Source organism: Rhodococcus sp. IEGM 1318 (assembly GCF_033142465.1).
In the GTDB taxonomy this organism is placed as follows: Bacteria; Actinomycetota; Actinomycetes; order Mycobacteriales; family Mycobacteriaceae; genus Rhodococcus_F; species Rhodococcus_F qingshengii_B.
Window position 1 is genome coordinate 1 of sequence record NZ_JAWLSC010000010.1, and the last position, 19,589, is coordinate 19,589.

Consider the following 19,589-nt stretch of genomic DNA (forward strand, 5'->3'; position numbering starts at 1 on the left):
GCTTGACCGTGAACGACAAATCGTCCACCGCTTTCGTCGGTCCGTAAACCTTGGTCAATCCCCTCAGTTCAATCATGAGGAGAACTCTGCCCTACCGGCAATGACCAGCACATCGGCCACAGGTCTAGTTCCGAGTGGTACTCAGGTAGGACATGAGTCCGGGCAATTCGGGCAGAACCCCGAGAAATCACCCGGATCTCGTCCCTCAGGACGACGCTTGAGCCCAGAATCGCTTGGGGATCCGGCCGGCGTGCCGCGCCTCGAAACCAGCCACGACAGCGTGACGCATCGCCGACGCCATCAGCGCGGGATTCTTGGCCCGCGTCACCGCTGTCGCAAGCAGGACGGCGTCGCAGCCCAACTCCATGGCAAGGGTGGCGTCGCTGGCCGTTCCGATCCCGGCGTCGAGGATGACGGGCACGCCGGCGCGCTCGACGATCATCTCGATGTTGTGCGGATTCGCGATACCAAGCCCGGTGCCGATGGGTGAACCGAGCGGCATGACCGCAGCGCAACCAACCTCTTCGAGGCGAAGCGCCAGCACCGGATCGTCCGTCGTGTACGGCAGAACGGTGAATCCGTCGTCCACCAATTGTTCTGCGGCGGAGACGAGTTCGATCGCATCGGGCAGCAGTGTCCGCTCGTCGGCGATGACTTCGAGTTTGACCCAGTTCGTCTCGAGCGCTTCGCGTGCCAACTGCGCTGTCAGGACCGCTTCGGCGGCGCCCCGACACCCGGCGGTGTTCGGCAACGGTTCGATTCCGAGGCGACGAAGCAGGTCCAGAACACCCGTGCCACCGGCCGCGTCGACTCGCCGCATCGCGACGGTGGTCAGTTCGGTGCCCGAGGCCACCAGAGCTTCTTCGAGCACCGCGAGGTTGGCGGCGCCGCCCGTCCCGGTGATGAGCCGGGAACCGAAACTAAGGCCCGCAATGGTGAGAAGATCCTGCTCAGCCACCCTGCACCGCCGTGAGGATCTCGATTTCCCAACCACGTCCGACGGATTCGTCCCAACGCCCGCGCGGAAACAGTGCACCGTCGACGGCGACGGCGATGCCCTTGCTGGGCAACTCGAGGTGCGTCAGTAGTTCGGTCACCGTGACTGCTCGATCGAACTCGAGATCTTCGCCGTTGACGGTGATCCCGATCGGGACCTGCTCACTCATGAATTTTCCTTAGCTGCTGCGAACCGCTCGGGTTCGGTTCCTTTTACCTCGACCAAAGATGTGCCGTTCAACAACGCGAGCGTCGCATCGGCGGTGACGGGCGTCAGTAGAACGCCGTTGCGGCCGTGCCCGGTGGAGACGACAACACGATCGGACACGCGCCCGATCAACGGCAGGTTGTCCGGCGTCATCGGACGTAGGCCTGCCGCGCATTCGTAGAGTTCGTATTCGCCGATCGCGGGCATCAGTGCCTCGGCGTCGTTGATCAGGTCCCGCACTCCCGCCATGGTGACCTGTGTGTCTTCACCGGACTCGTATTGTGTTGCCCCGACGACGATTCCGTCGCCGCGCGGGACGAGATACGCGGGTCGTCCGTGGACGCTTCCGCGGATTGTGCGGCTGGGCGCCGGGGTGACTCCAGGTCTGCTGCGCAGGCGAAGGATCTCACCCTTGACCGGCCGCACCGGCAGTCCGGGCCACAGCTTGGGTGACGCGATGCCGGCGGTGAGCACTATCTGATCGGTATCGAGTTCGGCGAGGTCGTTGACGGCACGCGCGATCAATTCGACGCCGGATTCCACACAGGCCTTCTGCAACGCCTCCAGCAGAAGTCTGTTGTCGACGGCGGACTCACCGACAGCCATGAGTCCCGATCTGATTCCGCGGCCGAGCATGGGTTCGAGTTCACGGATGCGGGCGCGACCGAGGATTTCGAGTTCGTGACCCTGCGAGCTCACCCACTCGGCGATGGTCTGCAGGTCCTGCGCGTCGGCAGCATCGAGCGCAACCGTCAGCGAGCTGTCCGCGGTGAAGACCGATTGCCCGAATTTTCTGAGCTCCTCACCGAACGCCGGCCACCGTTCCAGGGACGCTGCACCAACCGTCAACGCTGTTTCTTCACCCGGCCAGCCTTCGGAAAGCGGTGCAAGCATTCCACCCGCCACCCACGAAGCCCCTGATCCGATGGACGGGTCGTACAACCGAACGGACCAACCGTCGCGGGCTGCGCGCCACGCTATGGCGAGACCGATGACACCGCCGCCGACCACCGACACCGTACGAGCGTGTGTATTCACGAAACTCCACCTCCACTTCCTGCGCCGGCATGATCCGGGTCAGGTCTGACGGTCGGGATCTGGTCGCGATCCCCTCTCAGCCCTACGAACCTCGCAGCCACGACAAAAAGTGACGACGACGTTTCAGGACTCCCGTGTCGAACCTTGCTCCCTAGAGGCTACCGTTTGCTCCGTGCACCCCACACATCCCAGTAACGTCATCGACCGGCGCGAGCGCCTGGCAGCAGCACGGCTGTACCTGTGCACCGACGCGCGCCGCGAGAAAGGCGACCTCGCGCAGTTCGCCGAGGCAGCATTGTCCGGCGGAGTCGACATCATCCAATTGCGCGACAAGGGCTCTGCCGGTGAGCGCGAGTTCGGCCCGCTCGAGGCCAAAGACGAACTGGTAGCGCTGGGCATTCTCGCAACGGCAGCGCGGCGCCACGGCGCATTGTTGGCCGTCAACGACCGCGCGGATCTCGCAATGGCTTCCGGTGCCGACATCCTCCACCTCGGCCAGAACGACATCCCCGTCCCCTACGCGCGAACTCTTGTCGGCGAAGACGTCGTCATCGGCCGTTCGACGAGCAGCCGCGCGCAGGCGAGTCTTGCCGCCATCGAAGAGGGCGTCGACTACTTCTGCACCGGACCAGTCTGGGCGACACCGACCAAACCGAATCGAAGTGCTTCCGGCCTGGAACTGGTTCGATCGACTGCCGACGCCGCACCGCCACGTCCCTGGTTCGCGATCGGCGGCATCGACGAGGAACGCCTGCCCGAGCTGCTCGATGCCGGTGCCACTCGCATCGTCGTCGTGCGTGCAATCACGCAAGCGTCGGATCCCCAGGCGGCCGCGCAACGCCTCGCCGCAGCCGTCGCTGGACGCTGAAAACCGGTAACTGGCGACCGTCAATTGTTTGCCGGGACAAATCCGCACAGTTACGGGTCAGCACGCCTGACTCGAAACATGAACGGAAGTTGTCCGATCAGACAACAAACCCCCAGTTCCTAGGCGCGATTGAATGTCCGAAATGTCGGAATACGTGATCTTAATCACAGTTGCTCCGATTGCGTGTCACATCCCATTCGGTTTGTTGTAGTTTACCTCCAGTTACTAACTGAACCTAGGAGCACTAAATGGGATCCCTCGACACCGGCTCGCTCAGCACCGAATCGCTCGAAGACCTGAACCTCGGCAAGATCAGCGAGCTGCTCAAGCTCGGTATCACCGCGGTCAGCTTCATCACGGCGCTGAACTCGCTCAGCTGAGCCTCGTTTCGGTCGGGAGACCGAAACACGGAAGGGCCGGACTCCTGAGGAGTCCGGCCCTTCTGCTGTGTACGAAACTGTCAAGACTCGAGTTGTTACGACTGGGTGCTGCTCGCCGTCCTACTCGCCTCAGTCAGGTTCTGGTCACTGTCTTCGGTGGAACTACCCGACAACCATCCGAATCCGCCGTCCTCGAGCAGGACGGTGTGCGGGTCGGCGTCTACCGACACAACCGGCGCAGTACGGAGTTCCGGCCACGAGGAACCGAATCCCGGATGCAGTGGCAGCGAATCGACATCGGCTTCACGGACCCACCGCAACTCGGTGCTCTCACCGTTGGCAACCGTCGACAGTGGATGTGCCGCGTCAGCTACGACGGTGGTGTACGTCCACCCGCTCTCGGCGCGCATGGTGACTACCTCGCCGCGAACGCGGACGGCGTCCTCGGCGATACCTGCTTCTTCGTGGGCTTCCCGGACAGCAGCGTGCGTCGTGCTCTCGTGTGAGTCCCGCGCTCCGCCGGGCAGTGCCCACGTTCCGCCCTGATGGCTCCACGCAGCACGATGCTGCAGCAAGACCATGGGCGATCCGTCCGAATCGGGGGCGCGCAAGAGCAGCCCGGCGGCACCGTGTTTACCCCAATGCCGCGTACCGTCCGACCCGATGGACCAACCGTCACCGTCACCACGCATCGACTACCTCGCTCCGCCTGCTCTCGCCGTTGTCCCACACTAACCGTTTCAATCTGCTCCAGGTGTAGGTGATGCTTATATGCTCGCGAAGATGCCCTGAATCATTTCTCGGCGACATCATTTCTCGGTAGCCCGCGTACAACAGCGAAATGAGGTGCCCGATGGTCGACCGTGTCGTCCCGTCCATCGAACCCCGGTCGCTGCCGCCCTCCGAGGCCACGTCCGTGTCGGCGGAGGACGAGCGGGCACTTCTGCGGCGCGAACTCCAGGCATTCATGTCGTCCACACCTGGTCGGCTGACGGTCGTCGGACTGATCCTGATCGCGATCACCCTGATCGCCGGACTCCTCGCCACCGCAGCGATCGAGAACCGTCAGGCAAATCTCGACCTCCTCCTCGTCGAGACCGAACCTCTCGCCAACTCCGCCCAGAATCTCTACAGCGCGCTGTCGTTGGCAGACGCCGCCGCGGCCACTGCCTTCATCTCCGGCGGCCTCGAACCCGCCGAGGTACGCGACCGATACACGCAGTCGATCGGTGAGGCGTCGGCGGAGATCGTGCAGGCATCGGCCGGCCTCGACTCGACGGATCTCGCCGGCCACAGCGCGTTGACCACCATCTCGACCGACCTGTCCGTCTACACCGGGCTGGTCGAAACCGCACGGGCAAACAATCGTGTCGGAAACCCCGTCGGAGCAGCGTATTTGAGCGAGGCCTCGCAGTTGATGCAAACCTCGCTGCTGCCGATGGCTCAGCAACTGCACGCATCGCAGGAGACTCTGGTTTCCCAGGTACAGCGCGATTTCGAGGCTCCACCGTGGTGGCCGATCGTGGCATTCGTCCTCGTCCTCTGCGCGCTGGTCGCGGTGCAGGTGTACTTCTCCCGCAAGAGTCGCCGACGCTTCAATCTCGGGTTGATCCTCGCCTCGCTCGCGGTCTCGGCAGCGCTACTGTGGCTGCTCACCGTCGGACTGGTCTCCGCACTGGCCACCGGGCGCGCTCTCGACGCGGGCGCCGAGCCACTGCACGAACTGACCGAAGCACGAATCATGGCGCAGCAAGCACGCACCGTCGAAACTCTCACCTTGGCGAGACGAGATTCAACCGCCGAGGACAACGTGACGTTCACCCGCAAGGTCGACGCTCTGCGCGATATCCTCGAGCGCCTGCAAGACGATGATCGCGCCCGAGTGAACAGCGAAGTCCTGACCGCCGCACTCGACTCGCGCCAGCGGTGGGTGGCTGCGCACACGCGCATGTACGACCGTCTCGGAAACGGAGACTTCACGTCCGCCGCAGCCATCACCATCGGCGCCGGAGAACAGGATTCGGCCGCGGAGTACGGAAGGCTCGATCACGAACTCTGGCAGGGAATCGTGGATTCGCGTACAAATCTTCGATCCGACGTCTCGTACGCCTCACGTGTGTTGGCGGCCTCCGCACCGGGCATGACTGTATTGGCAGTTCTCGGTGTAGCCGGAATCTTCATCGGATTCTGGCCCCGACTGCGGGAGTACCAGTGACTGGAACAGCAGGGTTACAGCGGAAGCGCCCGGTTGCACGCATCGCGATTCTTGCGGCGGCCGTGCTGCTACTCGCTGGGTGCGGTGCGGGACGAGTCGAAGACCTGAACAACTCAGCCGGCACGTCGTACACGGAACCGCCGCTACCCGCCGAAGCCACGATCGCTCCCAGCCCGACGCCGACGACCGCCGCCTCGTGCACCAACCTCACCGCAAGCCTGCGGCCGACCCCCGCCGACGCTTCGCCGCGGCCACCCACCCCGAGCCTCGACGCCATCCGAGCGCGCGGGCGTCTGATCGTGGGCTTGGACACCGGTTCCAATCTCATGAGCTTTCGCGATCCGGCCACCGGACGCCTCGAAGGTTTCGACGTGGACATCGCCCGCGAGATCGCCCGTGATCTGCTCGGCGACCCGGAGAAGATCGAGTATCGGATCCTGACGTCGGACGATCGGATCGCTGCGCTTCAGGAATCGATGGTCGACGTGGTCGTCAAAACCATGACCATCACGTGTGACCGGCGTGAGAAGGTCGACTTCTCGACGCAGTACTTCTCCGCTGAACAACGAATTCAGGTCTTGCAGGGGTCACCCGTCCGCGGCATCGACGACCTCGCAGGCAAACGGGTCTGCGCTGCCCGCGGAACGACGTCGGCCACTCGAATCCAGCAACTCCAACCGGAAGCCACCGTCGTGACCGTCCCGATGTGGTCCGACTGCCTGGTCGTCCTGCAGCAGGGGCAGGTGGACGCGATCAGCACCGACGACACGATTCTCGCCGGGCTCGCCTCGCAGGATCCGTACCTGATGATGGTCGGCGGATCACTGGGCGCCGAACCCTACGGAATCGGCGTCAACAAGGACAACCCCGATCTGGTCCGATTCGTCAACGGAACACTGGATCGGATCCGGGGCGACGGAACCTGGAACCGTATCTACGACCGCTGGCTCAGTGTCCTCGGTCCGTCACCCGGTCCCCCGCCGGCTGTCTACCGGGATTGAGGCTGACATGACCGAAGAGACCGGCCCCGAGCCCGACGCCACCCAGGCAGCCCTACGACCTGAGCCCGAAGCCACCGGTGCCTATGAGCGTCCCGAACCCGAAGCCACCGGCGCCTACGAGCGTCTCGAACCGACGTCGGCCCAGATGCGGGGAACCACGCCGTCCGCGTCCTCCTCCCCCACCGGCCGCTCCACCCGATCCCGTCGCAACCGGTCGGGGCGCAAGCTGCGCCTCGGCGGCGGTCTGGTCGAGGTTCCCCCCGTCCCGCAGATCGACCCGGCATCTGCGGTGATGAGTGACCCGACGGTCCCCGAACGCAAACGGTTCTGTTGGAAGTGCAACGAACCGGTCGGCCGTAAGAGCGCAAGCACCAAGGCAACTCAGCACGGAACGTGCCCCAAGTGCGGTTCCACCTTCGACTTCCGCCCACTGCTCGAAGAGGGCGAACTCGTATCGGGGCAGTACGAGGTCCAGGGACCGATCGCGCACGGCGGCCTGGGATGGATCTACCTCGCGATCGATCGCAATGTCAGCGACAGATGGGTTGTTCTCAAGGGACTCTTGCATTTCGGTGATTCCGAAGCGCAGGCCGTCGCGGTGGCCGAGCGTCAGTTCCTCGCCGAGGTCGCCAACCCCAGCATCGTCAAGATCTTCAATTTCGTCGAGCATCCGCGCCCGGACGGCACACCCATGGGATACATCGTCATGGAGTACGTGGGCGGACGATCGTTGCGCGAGGTGCTGGCCGAATTCCCGGACGGCAAGCACATGCCGATCGAGCAGGCGATCGGCTACGTTCTGGAAATCCTTCCGGCACTGAGCTATCTGCATTCCACCGGCCTGGCGTACAACGACCTCAAACCCGAGAACGTGATGGTCACCGAGGATCAGTTGAAGCTGATCGACCTCGGTGCCGTGTCCGGAATCGAAGACTACGGATACCTGTACGGCACTGCCGGCTATCAAGCACCGGAGATCATCGAGACCGGCCCGACTATCGCGTCCGACATCTTCACCGTCGGAAGAACACTCGCGGTTCTCACTCTAGACATGCCCTCGAAGCACGGAAGGTATCTCGACGGCCTCCCCGAACCCGAGGACGAGCCACTGCTGCGAGACCACGAGTTCTTTCACCGCCTGCTGTTGCGCGCCACCGACCCGGACCCGAAGAAGCGATTCCAGTCCGCCGAGGAGATCGCAGGCCAGCTCACCGGCGTTCTGCGAGAAATCCTCGCGGAGCAGACCGGGCAGGAAAACCCCGGACTCTCGCTCGTGTTCAGCAGGCAGCGAACGTCTTTCGGCACCGACGAGTTGGTCGGGCAAACCGATGTGTACGTCGACGGTGTCAGCCACGACGCTGCTCTCGATCCGCGCGAAGTTGCGCACGCACTTCCCATTCCGTTGGTCGACCCCACCGATCCCAGCGCGCCGTTGCTGGCAGCAGCGGTGCACAGCGAACCGTCTCAGACTCTCGATGCTCTCAAGCATGCCCGTGAGAACGGCATCGACCGAACATCCGGCACACCGGCGGCCTCCGTCTCGGGCGAGGTTCGACTGGCCGAGGCCAAGGCTCATCTCGATCTCGGCGATCCGAAAACCGCACTGACTGTTCTGGGTGAACTCCAACAGAACATCGGGGACCACTGGAAGATCGAGTGGTATCGAGGACTTGCGGCGTTGCAATCAGGCCGATTCGAGTCTGCTTTCAGTCATTTCGAGACAGTCCTCACCGCGCTGCCAGGCGAGGCGGCACCCAAGCTGGCGTTGGCAGCGACGGCAGAACTGATTCTCCAGCACTGGGAGAGCGACGACCCGGACCAATGGTGCCGCTTCTCCGAGAAGTACTACCGCACCGTCTGGCGGACCGAACGGAATTACGTGAGCGCAGCATTCGGGCTCGCTCGCCAACTCGCCGATCACGGCAACAAGAAGGCAGCCATCGCCGCCCTCGACGAAGTCCCCACGTCTTCCCGGCACTACAACGTCGCGCGGATGTCGAGCGCATTGACGATGCTGTCCGGTGTTCCGATCGCCGAACTCGACGAATCGACTCTGAGGGAAGCCGCCCGTCGTGTTCGGGCGCTACCTGCTGAAGAGAGCCGAAGTCTGCAGATGCGAACCCTGGTGTTGGGTACGGCACTCGATTGGATTCGCTACGGCAACCGCTCGCACACCGAACTCGAACCCATCCTCGACCTGCCCTTCACCGAGCAAGGTCTACGCACCGGAGCCGAAGCCTGCCTTCGCGCCCTCGCTCGCGCCACGACCTCCCGCACACACCGCTACGCCCTCGTCGACCGGGCAAATGCGGTACGTCCCCGCAGCAATTTCTGACGCGCCCCGAGATTTACAGCGCGGCCACCAAAGCCTTTGCCGCGCGGGCGATCGCCAATTCCTCGTTCGTGGGGACCACGAGCACTTCGACGGCCGACGAGGATGCGGAGATACGACGCTCGTTGCGACTCTTCGCCTCGTTGAGAGCCGGGTCGACCTCGATACCGAGACGGGAAAGGCCGGCCAGGCTGTCGCGTCGCACGTCGATGTTGTTCTCCCCGACGCCACCGGTGAAGGTGATGACGTCGACGCCGCCGAGTTGAACGATGAAGGCACCGATGTACTTGCGGAGCATGTGTACGTAGACGTCGTACGCGAGTTTTGCGTCTTCGTCGCCGCCCTCGATCAGTGCGAGCAGAGCGCGGAAGTCGTTGACTCCCGAGAGTCCCTTCAAACCGGAACGACGATTGAGGAGGTCGTCGATCTCGTCGACCTTCATTCCCGAGTTGCGGTTGAGGTGCAAGATGATGCCGGGATCGATGTCGCCGCTGCGAGTGCCCATGACAAGACCCTCGAGCGGGGTGAGGCCCATCGTGGTGTCGATAGCCTTGCCGCCCTTGACCGCCGAGGCCGAAGCGCCGTTTCCGAGGTGCAGAACTATCTGATTCAGCTCGGCAGGATCCTTGCCGAGGAAGTCCGCGACTCGTCCCGACACGTATTCGTGTGAGGTCCCGTGGAAGCCGTACCGGCGAATCTGGTTGGCCTTGGCCACGTCCCGATCTATCGCGTACGTGGACGCTGCGGCAGGCAACGTATGGAAGAACGCGGTGTCGAACACGGCGACGTGCGGAACGTCCGGCAGTTCTTCGCGCGCCACCTCGATACCGATCACGTTGGCCGGATTGTGCAGCGGTGCAAGGTTCGACAGATCCGCGATGGCTTTCACGACGCCGTCGTCGATGAGCGTCGGCGAATAGAAGATGTCACCACCGTGTACGACGCGGTGACCGACTGCGATGATTCCGGCCTCGCTCAGCGGCCGTCCGACCTCGGCGACGATGTCGAGCACCATCTTCAGGCCCGCGCGGTGATCGCCGATGAGAAGGCTTCTATCTTCGACTCCGGTGCGGTGGTTGTAGACGATGTGGCCGTCGGGTTCGCCGATGCGTTCGATGAGACCGTGCGCCACCGATTCCGCCGTATCCGGGTGCACAAGTTGAAATTTGATGGATGACGAGCCGGAATTGATGACCAGTACGGTGCCGTCGCTCACTCTTACGCTCCCTGTGCCTGAATTGCCGTGATAGCCACGGTATTGACGATGTCTTGGACCAACGCACCGCGCGAGAGGTCGTTGACCGGCTTGTTCAGTCCCTGCAGAACCGGGCCGACGGCGATAGCGCCGGCGCTGCGCTGCACTGCCTTGTAGGTGTTGTTGCCGGTGTTCAGGTCCGGAAACACGAACACCGTGGCCTTGCCTGCCACCAGCGAATCCGGCATCTTCTTGTCGGCGACACTCTGCTCGACGGCGGCGTCGTACTGAATGGGCCCTTCCACCAACAGGTCTGGTCGGCGCTCGCGCACCAAAGCGGTTGCGGTACGAACCTTGTCGACGTCGGCTCCACTGCCCGAATCGCCGGTGGAGTACGAGAGCATAGCGATGCGCGGATCGATCCCGAACTGCGACGCCGTCTGTGCGGACGAGATCGCGATGTCCGCCAACTGCTCCGACGTCGGGTCCGGAACCACGGCGCAGTCACCGTAGGAGAGAACGCGGTCGGCCAGGCACATCAGGAAGATGCTCGAAACCGTCGAGACGCCGGGGGCCGTCTTGATGATCTCGAACGAGGGCCGGATCGTGTGAGCGGTGGTGTGGGCGGCACCGGAGACCATGCCGTCGGCAATACCCAAGTGCACCATCATCGTTCCGAAGTACGAGATGTCGGCGATCACCTCGCGGGCTCGCTCGATGGTCATGCCCTTGTGTGCACGCAGCGCGGTGTATTCCTGTGCGAAGCGCTCGGTGTACTCGGACTGCGCCGGTGCGAGTACCTGTGCGCCACTGATGTCCACGCCGAGTTCCGCTGCGCGTCGACGCACACTCGGTTCGTCACCGAGGATCGTCAGGTCGGCAACCTGGCGTTGCAGCAGTCGACCGGCGGCGCGCAGGATCCGGTCGTCGTCACCCTCCGGCAGGACGATGTGCTTGCGGTCGCGTCGAGCACGGTCGATCAGCTTGTACTCGAACATCTGTGGGGTCACGACCGACGGAATCGGCAGTGCCAGTCGGTCCATCAGGACGTCGGCGTCGACGCGCTGTTCCATCAAGCTCAGGGCGGTGTCGACTTTTCGCTGCGAACCGACTGCCACACGTCCGCGGGTTTGGGCTGCGGCGCTTGCGGTGTCGAAAGTTCCGAGGGTTGTGGTGAGGATCGGAAGACGCTGTTTGAGGCCGGCCATCAACGCCGCGATAGCCGGGTGCGGCGTGATCCCGCCGTTCATGATGATGCCCGCCAGCGACGGAAATCCCTCCGCCTCATGCGCATTGAGCAACGCGAGCAGCACGTCAGAGCGATCGCCCGGTGCGATCACGACCATGCCTTCGACCAGACGCTCGAGGATGTGCTCGGCGGTCATGCCGCCCACCATCACCTTCAGTGCCTCGCGGTGCAGCAGTTCCGGGTCACCCGAATACAACTCGCCGCCGGTGGCCTCCATCAACTCCGCCATCGTGGGCGAGACGAGCAACGGAATCTCCGGCAGGCTCCACGTCGGAACACCGATGTCGGACAGGGCTGCGGTGACCTCGTCGAGCTTGTCCGGATCGCAACGATTGGCGACGACGGCGAGCAGATGGGCGTGGTTGGCGGCCAACTCGGCGGCGCACAGGTGCGCGAGCTGAGCAACCTCCTCGACGCTGCGCCGAGCGCCTCGAACCGCCAACAGGACCGGCGCTCCGAGGTTCACGGCGATGCGGGCGTTGAAGCTCAGTTCGCTGGGGCTTGCGACGTCGGTGTAGTCACTGCCGATGATCACGACAGCGTCGCACTGCTCTGCCACGGTGTGGTACCTCGCGACGATGTCGGCCAGCGCGGCTTCGGGGTCGGCGTGAACCTGCTCGTAGGTGACGCCGAGTGCGTCGGCGTAGGAGAGATCGGCAGTGGTGTGCTCTAGCAGGAGTTCGAGGATGTAGTCGGTTTCCTCGGTCGAGCGGGCGATCGGGCGGAAGACACCGACCCGGGCGACGGTGGCGCACAGCATCTGCAGCACGCCCAGCGCGATGGTGGATTTTCCGGTGTCACCTTCAGGAGAGGCGACGTAGACACTCGACACGGCAGCGGGCGCTTCTGGCATGCCCAACAGCCTAGTGTGGGCCGCCGCCCACCTTGCCACTGATCGTGGCCACGCTCACGCTTGTGCCGATAACCGGCAACTACGAGAAAGACGAACGGTGCCTGCCACACGTCGAGTGGCAGGCACCGTGATCAGCTTCTGGGTCAAGTCAGCCCAGTGCGCGGAGCCGCGGCGCCAGGTCGCGCTCGAACAGTTCGAGGAACCGGCGCTGATCATGGCCCGGTGCATGGAACACCAGGTGGTTCAGGCCGGCGTCGACGTAAGCCTTGACCTGCTCGACAGCGTCGTCGGGATCGGAAGCGACGATCCAGCGCTTGGCCACCTGCTCGATGGGCAGAGCGTCGGCAGCAGCTTCCATTTCGATCGGATCTTCGATGCTGTGCTTCTGCTCCGGTGTCAGGGACAGCGGCGCCCAGAAGCGCGTGTTCTCGAGCGCAGCCTCCGGGTCGGTGTCGTAGCTGATCTTGATCTCGATCATCTTGTCGATGTCTGCGACGTCGCGCTCGGCCTTGGCTGCGCCCTCGGCGACCGCCGGAAGCAGCTTCTCGGTGTAGAGCTCCATGCCCTTGCCCGAGGTGCAGATGAAGCCGTCGCCGGCCCGTCCCGCGTACCGAGCGACAACCGGTCCACCGGCCGCGATGTACACGGGAATCCCGCCCTCGGGAACGTCGTAGATCGAGGCGCCGCGAGTGGTGAAGTATTCGCCTTCGAAGTCGACGCGATCGCCGAGCCACAGCTCACGCATCAACCGCACGGACTCGCGCAGCCGCGCGAACCGTTCCTTGAACTCGGGCCACTCGCCCTGGAAACCGGTCGCGATCTCGTTGAGAGCCTCGCCGCTGCCGACGCCGAGCATGATGCGTCCCGGGTAGAGACATCCCATCGTCGCGAACGCCTGAGCGATGACCGCCGGGTTGTATCGGAACGTCGGCGTCATCACGGACGTGCCGATCTGCACACGCTCGGTGCGCTCACCGACGGCCGTCATCCAGGCGAGCGAGAACGGCGCGTGTCCACCGTTGTGGCGCCACGGCTGGAAATGATCGCTCACGGCAACGGAATCCATGCCGTGCTGCTCGGCCAGAACTGCCAGCTCTACCAGTTCGCGAGGGCCGAATTGCTCAGCCGAAGCCTTGTATCCGAGCTTGAGTTCCTGCGCCACCGTGCACTCCCTTGTCGTCTGTTTCGTTTACTTCTCTGACATGCTTCTCGTTCTTTGCAGACTATCCAGACATCGCAAGGACTTCTCTGCGTATCTCAGCGAGCAAGGCTGGTGACCACTGTCGCGATACCGGCTGCCACGGCAACCCCCGCCAATGCCAGGGCAAACAGCCACAGTGCGTGCGGTTCTGGCATCGCGGCTCCGTCCTCGAGCGCCTTCTTCACCTGTAGCCAGCGTCGCATACCTACCAGTGCAGCTGCCGCCGAGAGTGCGATCAAGATCAGACCGAGCGCCGTGCGGACCCACCCTGTGCTCCACTCCGGCACCAACTGGACGACGGCGATGCCGCCCGCCAGCAAGGCAAGTGAGCTTCGCATCCAGGCGAGGAAGGTGCGCTCACTGGCGAGAGTGAAGCGTTCGTCCGGGCGGTTGGGTTCGCTCATGCGTGCTCGCCTCCGTGCGGTGCCACCAGATCCGGGTCCTGACGCCAGTCGTAGACGACCTCGGTGCGCAGGACGATGTCCTGCAGCGAACGTCGTCGTCGATCGACCGCCGACCACAACAACCCGAAGGCGAAGAGTACGCAGAGCACCGCGCGGACGAACGCCAACGGCCAGCGCACGAGGTGATGCCCGGACGTGATCACCCGCAGCCCCATCACCAGGGAGCCGACGGTCCGACCGGTGGTCGCCCAGCAGGCAGTCAGATAAGCCACCGAGACACCGAGAAATGCCGTCGTGGACAGAAAGATTCCCGGTTCCGAGAACGTGAAACTCTGCGGAGAGAAGAGCAGTCGGACGAAGGCGAAGCCTACGTACACGGAACCCATCAGGAGCAGGACGACGCCCAGGTCGATCAGTCCGGCGAGTCCACGGGTGACGATGCCGGCCGGGCCGGAACTCTCCTGGGCCACTAGCGTTCGCCTGCGTTCGTCTTCGGATCGGCCTCTGGTGACGGCTTTTCTGATGACGGCTTTTCTGGTGACGGCTTTTCTGGTGACGCTGCGTTGTCGCGGCCGAAGAGTCGCCCGACGAAGCCTGCGACAGCGTCGTCCGCCTGCATGCCCTGCACCCGCGCTCCGTGCACGGCTTCCGTGGAGAGTGAGCCGGTCGATTCACGAATCATCTGTGGGAGGTCGACGCCCTCGATGACCTGGTCGGCAATCTTGACGAGGTCGATGCGGTTGACCTGGCGTTCGAGGTCGACCGTGTCGACTATCCCGTCGAGGTCGAGGCGATCGATCACCGCTTTGACGTCGAGGCGACTTGCGATCTCGTCCACGTCGACCCGGTCGATGATCGGTTCGAGCGAGACCCGCTCGGCAATCTTGTCCACGTCGATGTTTTCGGCGATTCTGTCGATGTCGACGTGGTCTACGACGATTTTCGTGATGTCGACTTCGGCCAGAGCAGCATCGACGACAGCTTTGATCACCGTCCGCAAGGTGGAGTCGGCGAACTCCGCGGTCGAGCGAATCGCTTCGGCGCCACGGGTGGTGACCTGGGTGATCGCGTCGTCGAGAGTGCCACCGACTACGGGGATCCGCTGCACCGAATCAAGGGCGAGACCAGCGGTTCTGCGCGCCGCACCGGCCGTGATCGCAGCAAGCCCGAAGGCCAGCCGAATCACGTCGGATTCGGGGTGGTGCGACTGCGATCCCACGCAATTGTCTCCATCTTCTTATCGGACCGTTACCCGGACATTCGTCACTCTTCTTCGCATTGTGCCACTGTTGGAAGGCACAAATACGCTGTCCGGCTTGCGCCTGGGGGGAAATATGAAAACACGTCGTTTCACGGTTCGGCTGACGATGGCGGTGGCCATGGCTGCCGGCTTTCTCGGCCTCACTGCGCCGACGGCGAGCGCGGATTCCGTGGTCAGTCGCATCGACGTCTACTCCCCCTCGATGGACCGTTGGATCGCCAACGACGTGATTTCCCCGGCCGGCGGCGGCGCTGCCCCGACGTTCTATCTGTTGACCGGCGTCGGCGGCGGTGAAGACGGGATCTCGTGGTTCAACAACACCGGAGTCCGTGACTTCTTCGACGACAAGCACGTCAACGTGGTCATGCCGGTCGGCGGCAAGTTCAGCATGTACACCGACTGGAACGCCGACGATCCGGTACTCGGGCGGAACAAATGGCAGACGTACCTCACCAAGGAACTACCGGCTGCAGTCAACGCTCGGTACAACACGACCGGCGTCAACGCGCTCGGTGGTGTGTCGATGGCCGGTGGACCGGTCCTGGACCTCGCGATCCAGTCGCCCGGCACCTACCGCGCCGTCGGCTCGTACAGCGGCTGCCCGCGCGCCGGCGACCCGCTCGGTCAGGCAGCGGTGCGTTCGATGGTCGAGATACTCGGCGGCGGTAACGCAGGCAATATGTGGGGGCCGTGGGGTAGCCCGCAGTGGGCTGCGCACGACCCGCTGATCAACGCCGAGAAACTGCGCGGTACAGCACTGTTCATCTCGACCGGCAACGGACTTCCCGGCCCGGTCGACGGAATCAACTCACTGGCGATGGCTGCCGGGGTCGTTCCCGGCGCTGTGCTCGAAGGCATCACCAACATGTGCACTGCCGCGTTGCAGGGTCGATTCGGTCAGCTCGGCATACCCGCGACGTTCAGCTTCCGCCCCGAGGGCACCCACACCTGGGGACTCTTCGAAGCTGATATGCGTGCGTCGTGGCCGATGATCGCCGATGCTATCGGAGCGTGAGCTTTCGCGCCCTGATCTTCGCCGCAAAGCGCGGCAAGCTCATGCTGCCAACAGCGCGGGCAGTCCCCATTCCTTGGCGAGCAGTTCGTACGAGCGCAGGCGATCCTCGTGCCGATAGGTCACCCCGGTGATCACCAATTCGTCCGCCCCGGTGAGCTTCTGCAAACTGTCGAGCCTGTCGGCGACGGTGGTAGGTGAACCAACGAACTGCGTGATCAGCCGATCCTCCACCACCGCTTTGTCGGCATCGGAAAGTGGGAGCGCCGTCGCCGGATCGGGATACGGTATTGCTCCGTGCCCGCTGCGGATGCTGTGTGTCCAGTGCCCGAACGTCGACGCCAACTCTCTCGCCGTCGCATCGTCTTCCGCAGCAACAACATCCGCGGACACGACGACGTACGGCTCGGAGAGAACTGCCGACGGCCGGAATGCCGCACGGTATGCCTCGACGGCATCGAGCGTACTCGACGGCGCCACATGATAATTCGCACCGAACGGCAATCCGAGCCGTCCGGCCAGCTCGGCGCTGGGGCCTGCACTGCTTCCGAACACCCACAATTCGACGTCGGCATCCTCGCCGGGACTGGCGTGCAATTCGATGCCGTCACGGGTGCGGTGAGTGCCGTTCAGGAGCGAAAGTATGTCGTCGACCTGCTGATCGAAATCGGGCGCCTGCGCTCCCGGAAACGCCAGCGCCTCGAACGACGCCTGCAACCGGGGTGATGTGAGAAGCCCGGTCGGATCGAAGGGCGCCGGGATCACCACGCCCTCACGTACGACGTTCTCCCGTTTCGATTCTGCGGGGGCAGTCGTTCCGGCAGCGACGGCACGAAGCGCCTCCACCCGACGCTGACCACTACGCCCGATACCCAGATCGATTCGACCCGGATACAAGGCTTCGACGGTGCCGAAGGCTTCCACCACCTGTGCTGCCGTGTTGTTCCCCAGCAGCACGGCGGCCGAGCCGACGCGAATGATGTTGGTGGCGGCTGCGATCAGCCCGACAAGCACTGCCGGTGACGACGAGGCGACCCCGACGAAATGGTGTTCGGCGACCCAGAACCTCTTGTATCCCCAGGCCTCGGCAGAGCGCGCCAGATCCAGCGAATTCCGCAGAGCCTGGCGGGCGGTTCCGCCCTCACTGATCGGCGAGAGGTCGAGTACGGACAGCGGCGCGCTCACCTCGGTGCGCTTCCGGAGCCGGTGTCGGGTGTCTTCTCGCCGGCTTCCACCGCGAATGTCAGGCGATTCTCGGCGGGGGCCACGGGGCACGTCGCGTAATCGGTGAAGGCGCAGGGCAGGTTCGACGCCCGATTGAAATCGAGGACTACCGCGCCACCGGGCTCCGGTGCGCTCACGTGCAGCGAGCGTGCGGCCGGGTAGGTGGACACACCACTGGTCGCATCGGTGAACAGGATGTGAAAGCCGTTGTCCTTGCCCGCGAACGCAATCAGCGTGTGCGTTTCACCGCCGTGTTCGAAGCCGATGGTTCCCCTGGCGTCGTGATGATGCTCGAGGCGATCGACGACCGCGCCCGTCGTGACCGTGCGAGCCTCCTCGAAAGCAGTGAAGACACCGTCGATGCGCCACTGCGGATTCGGCTCGAAGGTCGGAATACCACTGAACTGCGCCAATGCCGGGGCCGACGAATCATGAATACGCAGTGCCACCTCGCCGGTGCGGCGGATGACCTCGACCAGCCGTGCACCTTGCTTGACGATCAGTCCCGGCGCACCCTCGATCGGATTCAGAGTGGCTGAACCGTCCACTGCGACGCCGTCGATCGAGAGGTCGTCAGCCGGTGTCGCGGTGACGACAACGGCATTCGCGTCGGCGCGCCATGCACCCGGCAGATCCGCGAAGGTGGAATCGGTGTCCACCAGCCAGTGCAACGCAGTCAGGCTCAGCCAGCCGAGTGGCTCGCTGAAGGTGGCGTCGCGCGAGGCATGCCAAACATTCCAATCGCCGGTGAAGGTGCTGGTGGACGTGTCGGTAACGGTCATGATGCGCGGACTCCTTCAGCCTGCTCGTGCGGGTGGCGCAGCCCGAGATGGCTGCGCAGGGTGGTTCCTGAGTATTCGGTGCGGAAACTGCCGCGGTCCTGCAGTTCCGGTACAACCGTGTCGATGAACTCGTCGAGGCCACCGGGGGTGAGGTGGGGAACGAGGATGAATCCGTCGCTCGCGTCGCCCTGGACGTAGCTGTCGATCTCGGCAGCCACCTCGGCGGCACTACCCACGAACTGTTGGCGGGCAGTCACTTCGATGATGAGTTCACGGATGCTGAGGTTTTCGGCCTCCGCCTTCGCACGCCACTGATCGGCAACCGCTCGCGGATCCTTGACGTGCCGGACGCGTCCGCGAGTGATGTTGACGTCGTCCGACGGATCTTCCTTCGGCAAGGGGCCGTCGGCGTCGTACTGCGAAAGGTCTCTGCCCCACACCTGTTCGAGAAAAGCGATGGCAGTCTGGGGCCCCACCTGCTGCCGCCGGATGTGATACGCCTTCTCCTGTGCGTCCGCTGCGTTGTCACCGAGGACAAAGGTGGCGGCGGGGAGAATCTTGAGGTCTGCGTGTGTACGTCCGTACTTGGCCAGGCGCCCCTTCACGTCGGCGTAGAAGGCCTTGCCCGCTTCGAGGGTTCCGTGCCCGGTGAAGATGGCGTCTGCCTTGGCCGCGCCGAACTCGCGTCCTTCGTCGGAGTCACCTGCCTGCAACAGAACTGGATGCCCCTGCGGACTCCGTGGTACTTCGAAGCGTCCGGAGATGTCGAACTGTTTACCGGAGTGTTGGAACTGGCCGACCTGCTGGTCGGTGGCGAAAACACCGCGCTCCCGGTCGACGATCGGACGGTCGATGCTCCAACTGTCCCACAGCGTCCGTACTGCGTCGACCAACTCGTTGGCGCGTGCATACCGCTCGGAATGCTCCAGATACCCGCCGCGGCGGAAGTTCTCGCCGGTGAAGGCGTCCGAGGAGGTGACCAGGTTCCAGGCGGCGCGGCCGTCGGAGAGATGATCGAGCGTCGAGAACTGCTTGGCCAACTCGTACGGTTCGTTGAACGTCGTGTTGATCGTCCCGGCCAGGCCGAGATGCGTTGTCACACCGGCAACCGCATTGAGAATACTGAAGGTGTCCGGGCGACCGACCACGTCGAGGTCGTGAATTTTGCCCTGATGCTCGCGTAGGCGCAAACCCTCTGCGAGGAAGAAGAAGTCGAACAATCCGCGTTCGGCACTGCGTGCGAGATGCTCGAACGAGCTGAACTCGATCTGACTCTTGGACGCCGGATCGGTCCACACCGTGGTGTTGTTCACGCCGGGAAAGTGAGCGCCCAGATGAACCTGCTTGCGAATCCTGTTCTGTGTCATCGG

At 63.8% G+C, this 19,589-nt stretch carries 19 protein-coding genes and 1 riboswitch; of the genes, 6 read left to right on the plus strand and 13 right to left on the minus strand.

Going from position 1 to position 19,589, the window contains the following annotated elements; all coding sequences use genetic code 11:
- Nucleotides 1-205: 205 nt before the first annotated feature.
- From R4P65_RS21900 to thiO, 3 genes are all read right to left on the minus strand, one after another.
- Complete coding sequence (locus R4P65_RS21900; RefSeq protein ID WP_317828095.1) at nt 206-958, minus strand: thiazole synthase; 753 nt, start codon at nt 956-958, stop codon at nt 206-208.
- Nucleotides 951-1,166 carry a sulfur carrier protein ThiS gene (gene thiS / locus R4P65_RS21905; RefSeq protein ID WP_003944402.1) on the minus strand — a complete coding sequence of 72 codons (216 nt, stop codon included), beginning with the start codon at nt 1,164-1,166 and terminating at the stop codon, nt 951-953. The genes R4P65_RS21900 and thiS overlap by 8 nt, the downstream gene beginning before the upstream one ends.
- The gene (thiO, locus tag R4P65_RS21910; protein WP_317828096.1) at nt 1,163-2,242 is read right to left on the minus strand and encodes a glycine oxidase ThiO; all 1,080 of its coding nucleotides are present in this window, start codon (nt 2,240-2,242) and stop codon (nt 1,163-1,165) included. The genes thiS and thiO overlap by 4 nt, the downstream gene beginning before the upstream one ends.
- Nucleotides 2,242-2,388, minus strand: a riboswitch (TPP riboswitch). Its footprint overlaps the gene before it by 1 nt.
- Nucleotides 2,389-2,414: 26 nt before the next feature.
- Between thiO and thiE the strand changes: the two genes are divergently transcribed.
- Together thiE and R4P65_RS21920 are read left to right on the plus strand one after the other, a co-directional pair.
- Complete coding sequence (gene thiE / locus R4P65_RS21915) at nt 2,415-3,110, plus strand: thiamine phosphate synthase (RefSeq protein ID WP_317828097.1); 696 nt, start codon at nt 2,415-2,417, stop codon at nt 3,108-3,110.
- Nucleotides 3,111-3,358: 248 nt separating this feature from the next.
- Complete coding sequence (locus R4P65_RS21920; RefSeq protein ID WP_003944354.1) at nt 3,359-3,490, plus strand: hypothetical protein; 132 nt, start codon at nt 3,359-3,361, stop codon at nt 3,488-3,490.
- A 95-nt stretch (nt 3,491-3,585) separates the two neighbouring features.
- On the opposite strand, the gene R4P65_RS21925 is transcribed toward R4P65_RS21920, so the two are convergent.
- Nucleotides 3,586-4,182: an NUDIX hydrolase gene (locus R4P65_RS21925; RefSeq protein WP_317828098.1), complete on the minus strand. Its 597-nt coding sequence runs from the start codon at nt 4,180-4,182 to the stop codon at nt 3,586-3,588.
- Nucleotides 4,183-4,343: 161 nt separating this feature from the next.
- Here R4P65_RS21925 and R4P65_RS21930 point away from each other — a divergent pair, with 161 nt between their 5' ends.
- Genes R4P65_RS21930 through R4P65_RS21940 form a run of 3 tightly spaced genes read left to right on the plus strand, consistent with a single transcriptional unit; the run spans nt 4,344 to nt 9,041 of the window.
- Entirely contained in the window at nt 4,344-5,705 is a 1,362-nt protein-coding gene (locus R4P65_RS21930; protein ID WP_317828099.1) for a hypothetical protein, read from the plus strand.
- The gene (locus R4P65_RS21935; protein WP_230816261.1) at nt 5,702-6,706 is read left to right on the plus strand and encodes a glutamate ABC transporter substrate-binding protein; all 1,005 of its coding nucleotides are present in this window, start codon (nt 5,702-5,704) and stop codon (nt 6,704-6,706) included. The genes R4P65_RS21930 and R4P65_RS21935 overlap by 4 nt, the downstream gene beginning before the upstream one ends.
- 7 nt (nt 6,707-6,713) lie before the next feature.
- Nucleotides 6,714-9,041, plus strand: a complete 2,328-nt coding sequence (locus tag R4P65_RS21940) for a serine/threonine-protein kinase (RefSeq protein WP_317828100.1) — start codon at nt 6,714-6,716, stop codon at nt 9,039-9,041.
- 13 nt (nt 9,042-9,054) lie between these two features.
- Here the strand turns inward: R4P65_RS21940 and R4P65_RS21945 are convergent, their stop codons facing one another.
- The 6 genes from R4P65_RS21945 to R4P65_RS21970 form a co-directional block, all read right to left on the minus strand.
- Nucleotides 9,055-10,254 (minus strand): acetate kinase, encoded by a 1,200-nt coding sequence (locus tag R4P65_RS21945; protein ID WP_230816263.1) that lies wholly within the window; start codon nt 10,252-10,254, stop codon nt 9,055-9,057.
- 2 nt (nt 10,255-10,256) lie between these two features.
- Nucleotides 10,257-12,335 (minus strand): phosphate acetyltransferase, encoded by a 2,079-nt coding sequence (gene pta / locus R4P65_RS21950; protein ID WP_230816264.1) that lies wholly within the window; start codon nt 12,333-12,335, stop codon nt 10,257-10,259.
- Nucleotides 12,336-12,483: 148 nt separating this feature from the next.
- The gene (gene fgd, locus R4P65_RS21955) at nt 12,484-13,497 is read right to left on the minus strand and encodes a glucose-6-phosphate dehydrogenase (coenzyme-F420) (RefSeq protein WP_003944371.1); all 1,014 of its coding nucleotides are present in this window, start codon (nt 13,495-13,497) and stop codon (nt 12,484-12,486) included.
- 95 nt (nt 13,498-13,592) lie between these two features.
- Nucleotides 13,593-13,940 carry a YidH family protein gene (locus tag R4P65_RS21960; RefSeq protein WP_230816265.1) on the minus strand — a complete coding sequence of 116 codons (348 nt, stop codon included), beginning with the start codon at nt 13,938-13,940 and terminating at the stop codon, nt 13,593-13,595.
- Nucleotides 13,937-14,410, minus strand: a complete 474-nt coding sequence (locus R4P65_RS21965; RefSeq protein ID WP_230816266.1) for an RDD family protein — start codon at nt 14,408-14,410, stop codon at nt 13,937-13,939. The genes R4P65_RS21960 and R4P65_RS21965 overlap by 4 nt, the downstream gene beginning before the upstream one ends.
- Complete coding sequence (locus tag R4P65_RS21970; RefSeq protein WP_317828101.1) at nt 14,410-15,159, minus strand: hypothetical protein; 750 nt, start codon at nt 15,157-15,159, stop codon at nt 14,410-14,412. Before R4P65_RS21970 ends, R4P65_RS21965 begins: the two co-directional genes overlap by 1 nt.
- A 115-nt stretch (nt 15,160-15,274) precedes the next feature.
- Between R4P65_RS21970 and R4P65_RS21975 the strand changes: the two genes are divergently transcribed.
- Complete coding sequence (locus tag R4P65_RS21975; RefSeq protein WP_230816268.1) at nt 15,275-16,216, plus strand: alpha/beta hydrolase; 942 nt, start codon at nt 15,275-15,277, stop codon at nt 16,214-16,216.
- A gap of 39 nt (nt 16,217-16,255) precedes the next feature.
- On the opposite strand, the gene R4P65_RS21980 is transcribed toward R4P65_RS21975, so the two are convergent.
- The 3 genes from R4P65_RS21980 to R4P65_RS21990 are packed head-to-tail and all read right to left on the minus strand — an operon-like array spanning nt 16,256 to nt 19,586.
- The gene (locus tag R4P65_RS21980) at nt 16,256-17,398 is read right to left on the minus strand and encodes an LLM class flavin-dependent oxidoreductase (RefSeq protein ID WP_317828102.1); all 1,143 of its coding nucleotides are present in this window, start codon (nt 17,396-17,398) and stop codon (nt 16,256-16,258) included.
- Entirely contained in the window at nt 17,395-18,219 is an 825-nt protein-coding gene (locus tag R4P65_RS21985) for a DUF1684 domain-containing protein (RefSeq protein ID WP_230816270.1), read from the minus strand. Before R4P65_RS21985 ends, R4P65_RS21980 begins: the two co-directional genes overlap by 4 nt.
- Complete coding sequence (locus R4P65_RS21990) at nt 18,216-19,586, minus strand: NtaA/DmoA family FMN-dependent monooxygenase (protein WP_317828103.1); 1,371 nt, start codon at nt 19,584-19,586, stop codon at nt 18,216-18,218. Before R4P65_RS21990 ends, R4P65_RS21985 begins: the two co-directional genes overlap by 4 nt.
- Nucleotides 19,587-19,589 lie beyond the last annotated feature (3 nt).

Excerpts from the sequence above, each read along its gene's own strand:
- thiS (WP_003944402.1), bottom strand. The coding sequence starts at position 1,166 with ATGAGTGAGCAGGTCCCGATCGGGATCACCGTCAACGGCGAAGATCTC.
- R4P65_RS21920 (WP_003944354.1), top strand. The coding sequence starts at position 3,359 with ATGGGATCCCTCGACACCGGCTCGCTCAGCACCGAATCGCTCGAAGAC.
- R4P65_RS21925 (WP_317828098.1), bottom strand. The coding sequence starts at position 4,182 with ATGCGTGGTGACGGTGACGGTTGGTCCATCGGGTCGGACGGTACGCGG.
- R4P65_RS21930 (WP_317828099.1), top strand. The coding sequence starts at position 4,344 with ATGGTCGACCGTGTCGTCCCGTCCATCGAACCCCGGTCGCTGCCGCCC.
- R4P65_RS21940 (WP_317828100.1), top strand. The coding sequence starts at position 6,714 with ATGACCGAAGAGACCGGCCCCGAGCCCGACGCCACCCAGGCAGCCCTA.
- pta (WP_230816264.1), bottom strand. The coding sequence starts at position 12,335 with ATGCCAGAAGCGCCCGCTGCCGTGTCGAGTGTCTACGTCGCCTCTCCT.
- R4P65_RS21960 (WP_230816265.1), bottom strand. The coding sequence starts at position 13,940 with ATGAGCGAACCCAACCGCCCGGACGAACGCTTCACTCTCGCCAGTGAG.
- R4P65_RS21975 (WP_230816268.1), top strand. The coding sequence starts at position 15,275 with ATGAAAACACGTCGTTTCACGGTTCGGCTGACGATGGCGGTGGCCATG.
- R4P65_RS21985 (WP_230816270.1), bottom strand. The coding sequence starts at position 18,219 with ATGACCGTTACCGACACGTCCACCAGCACCTTCACCGGCGATTGGAAT.
- R4P65_RS21990 (WP_317828103.1), bottom strand. The coding sequence starts at position 19,586 with ATGACACAGAACAGGATTCGCAAGCAGGTTCATCTGGGCGCTCACTTT.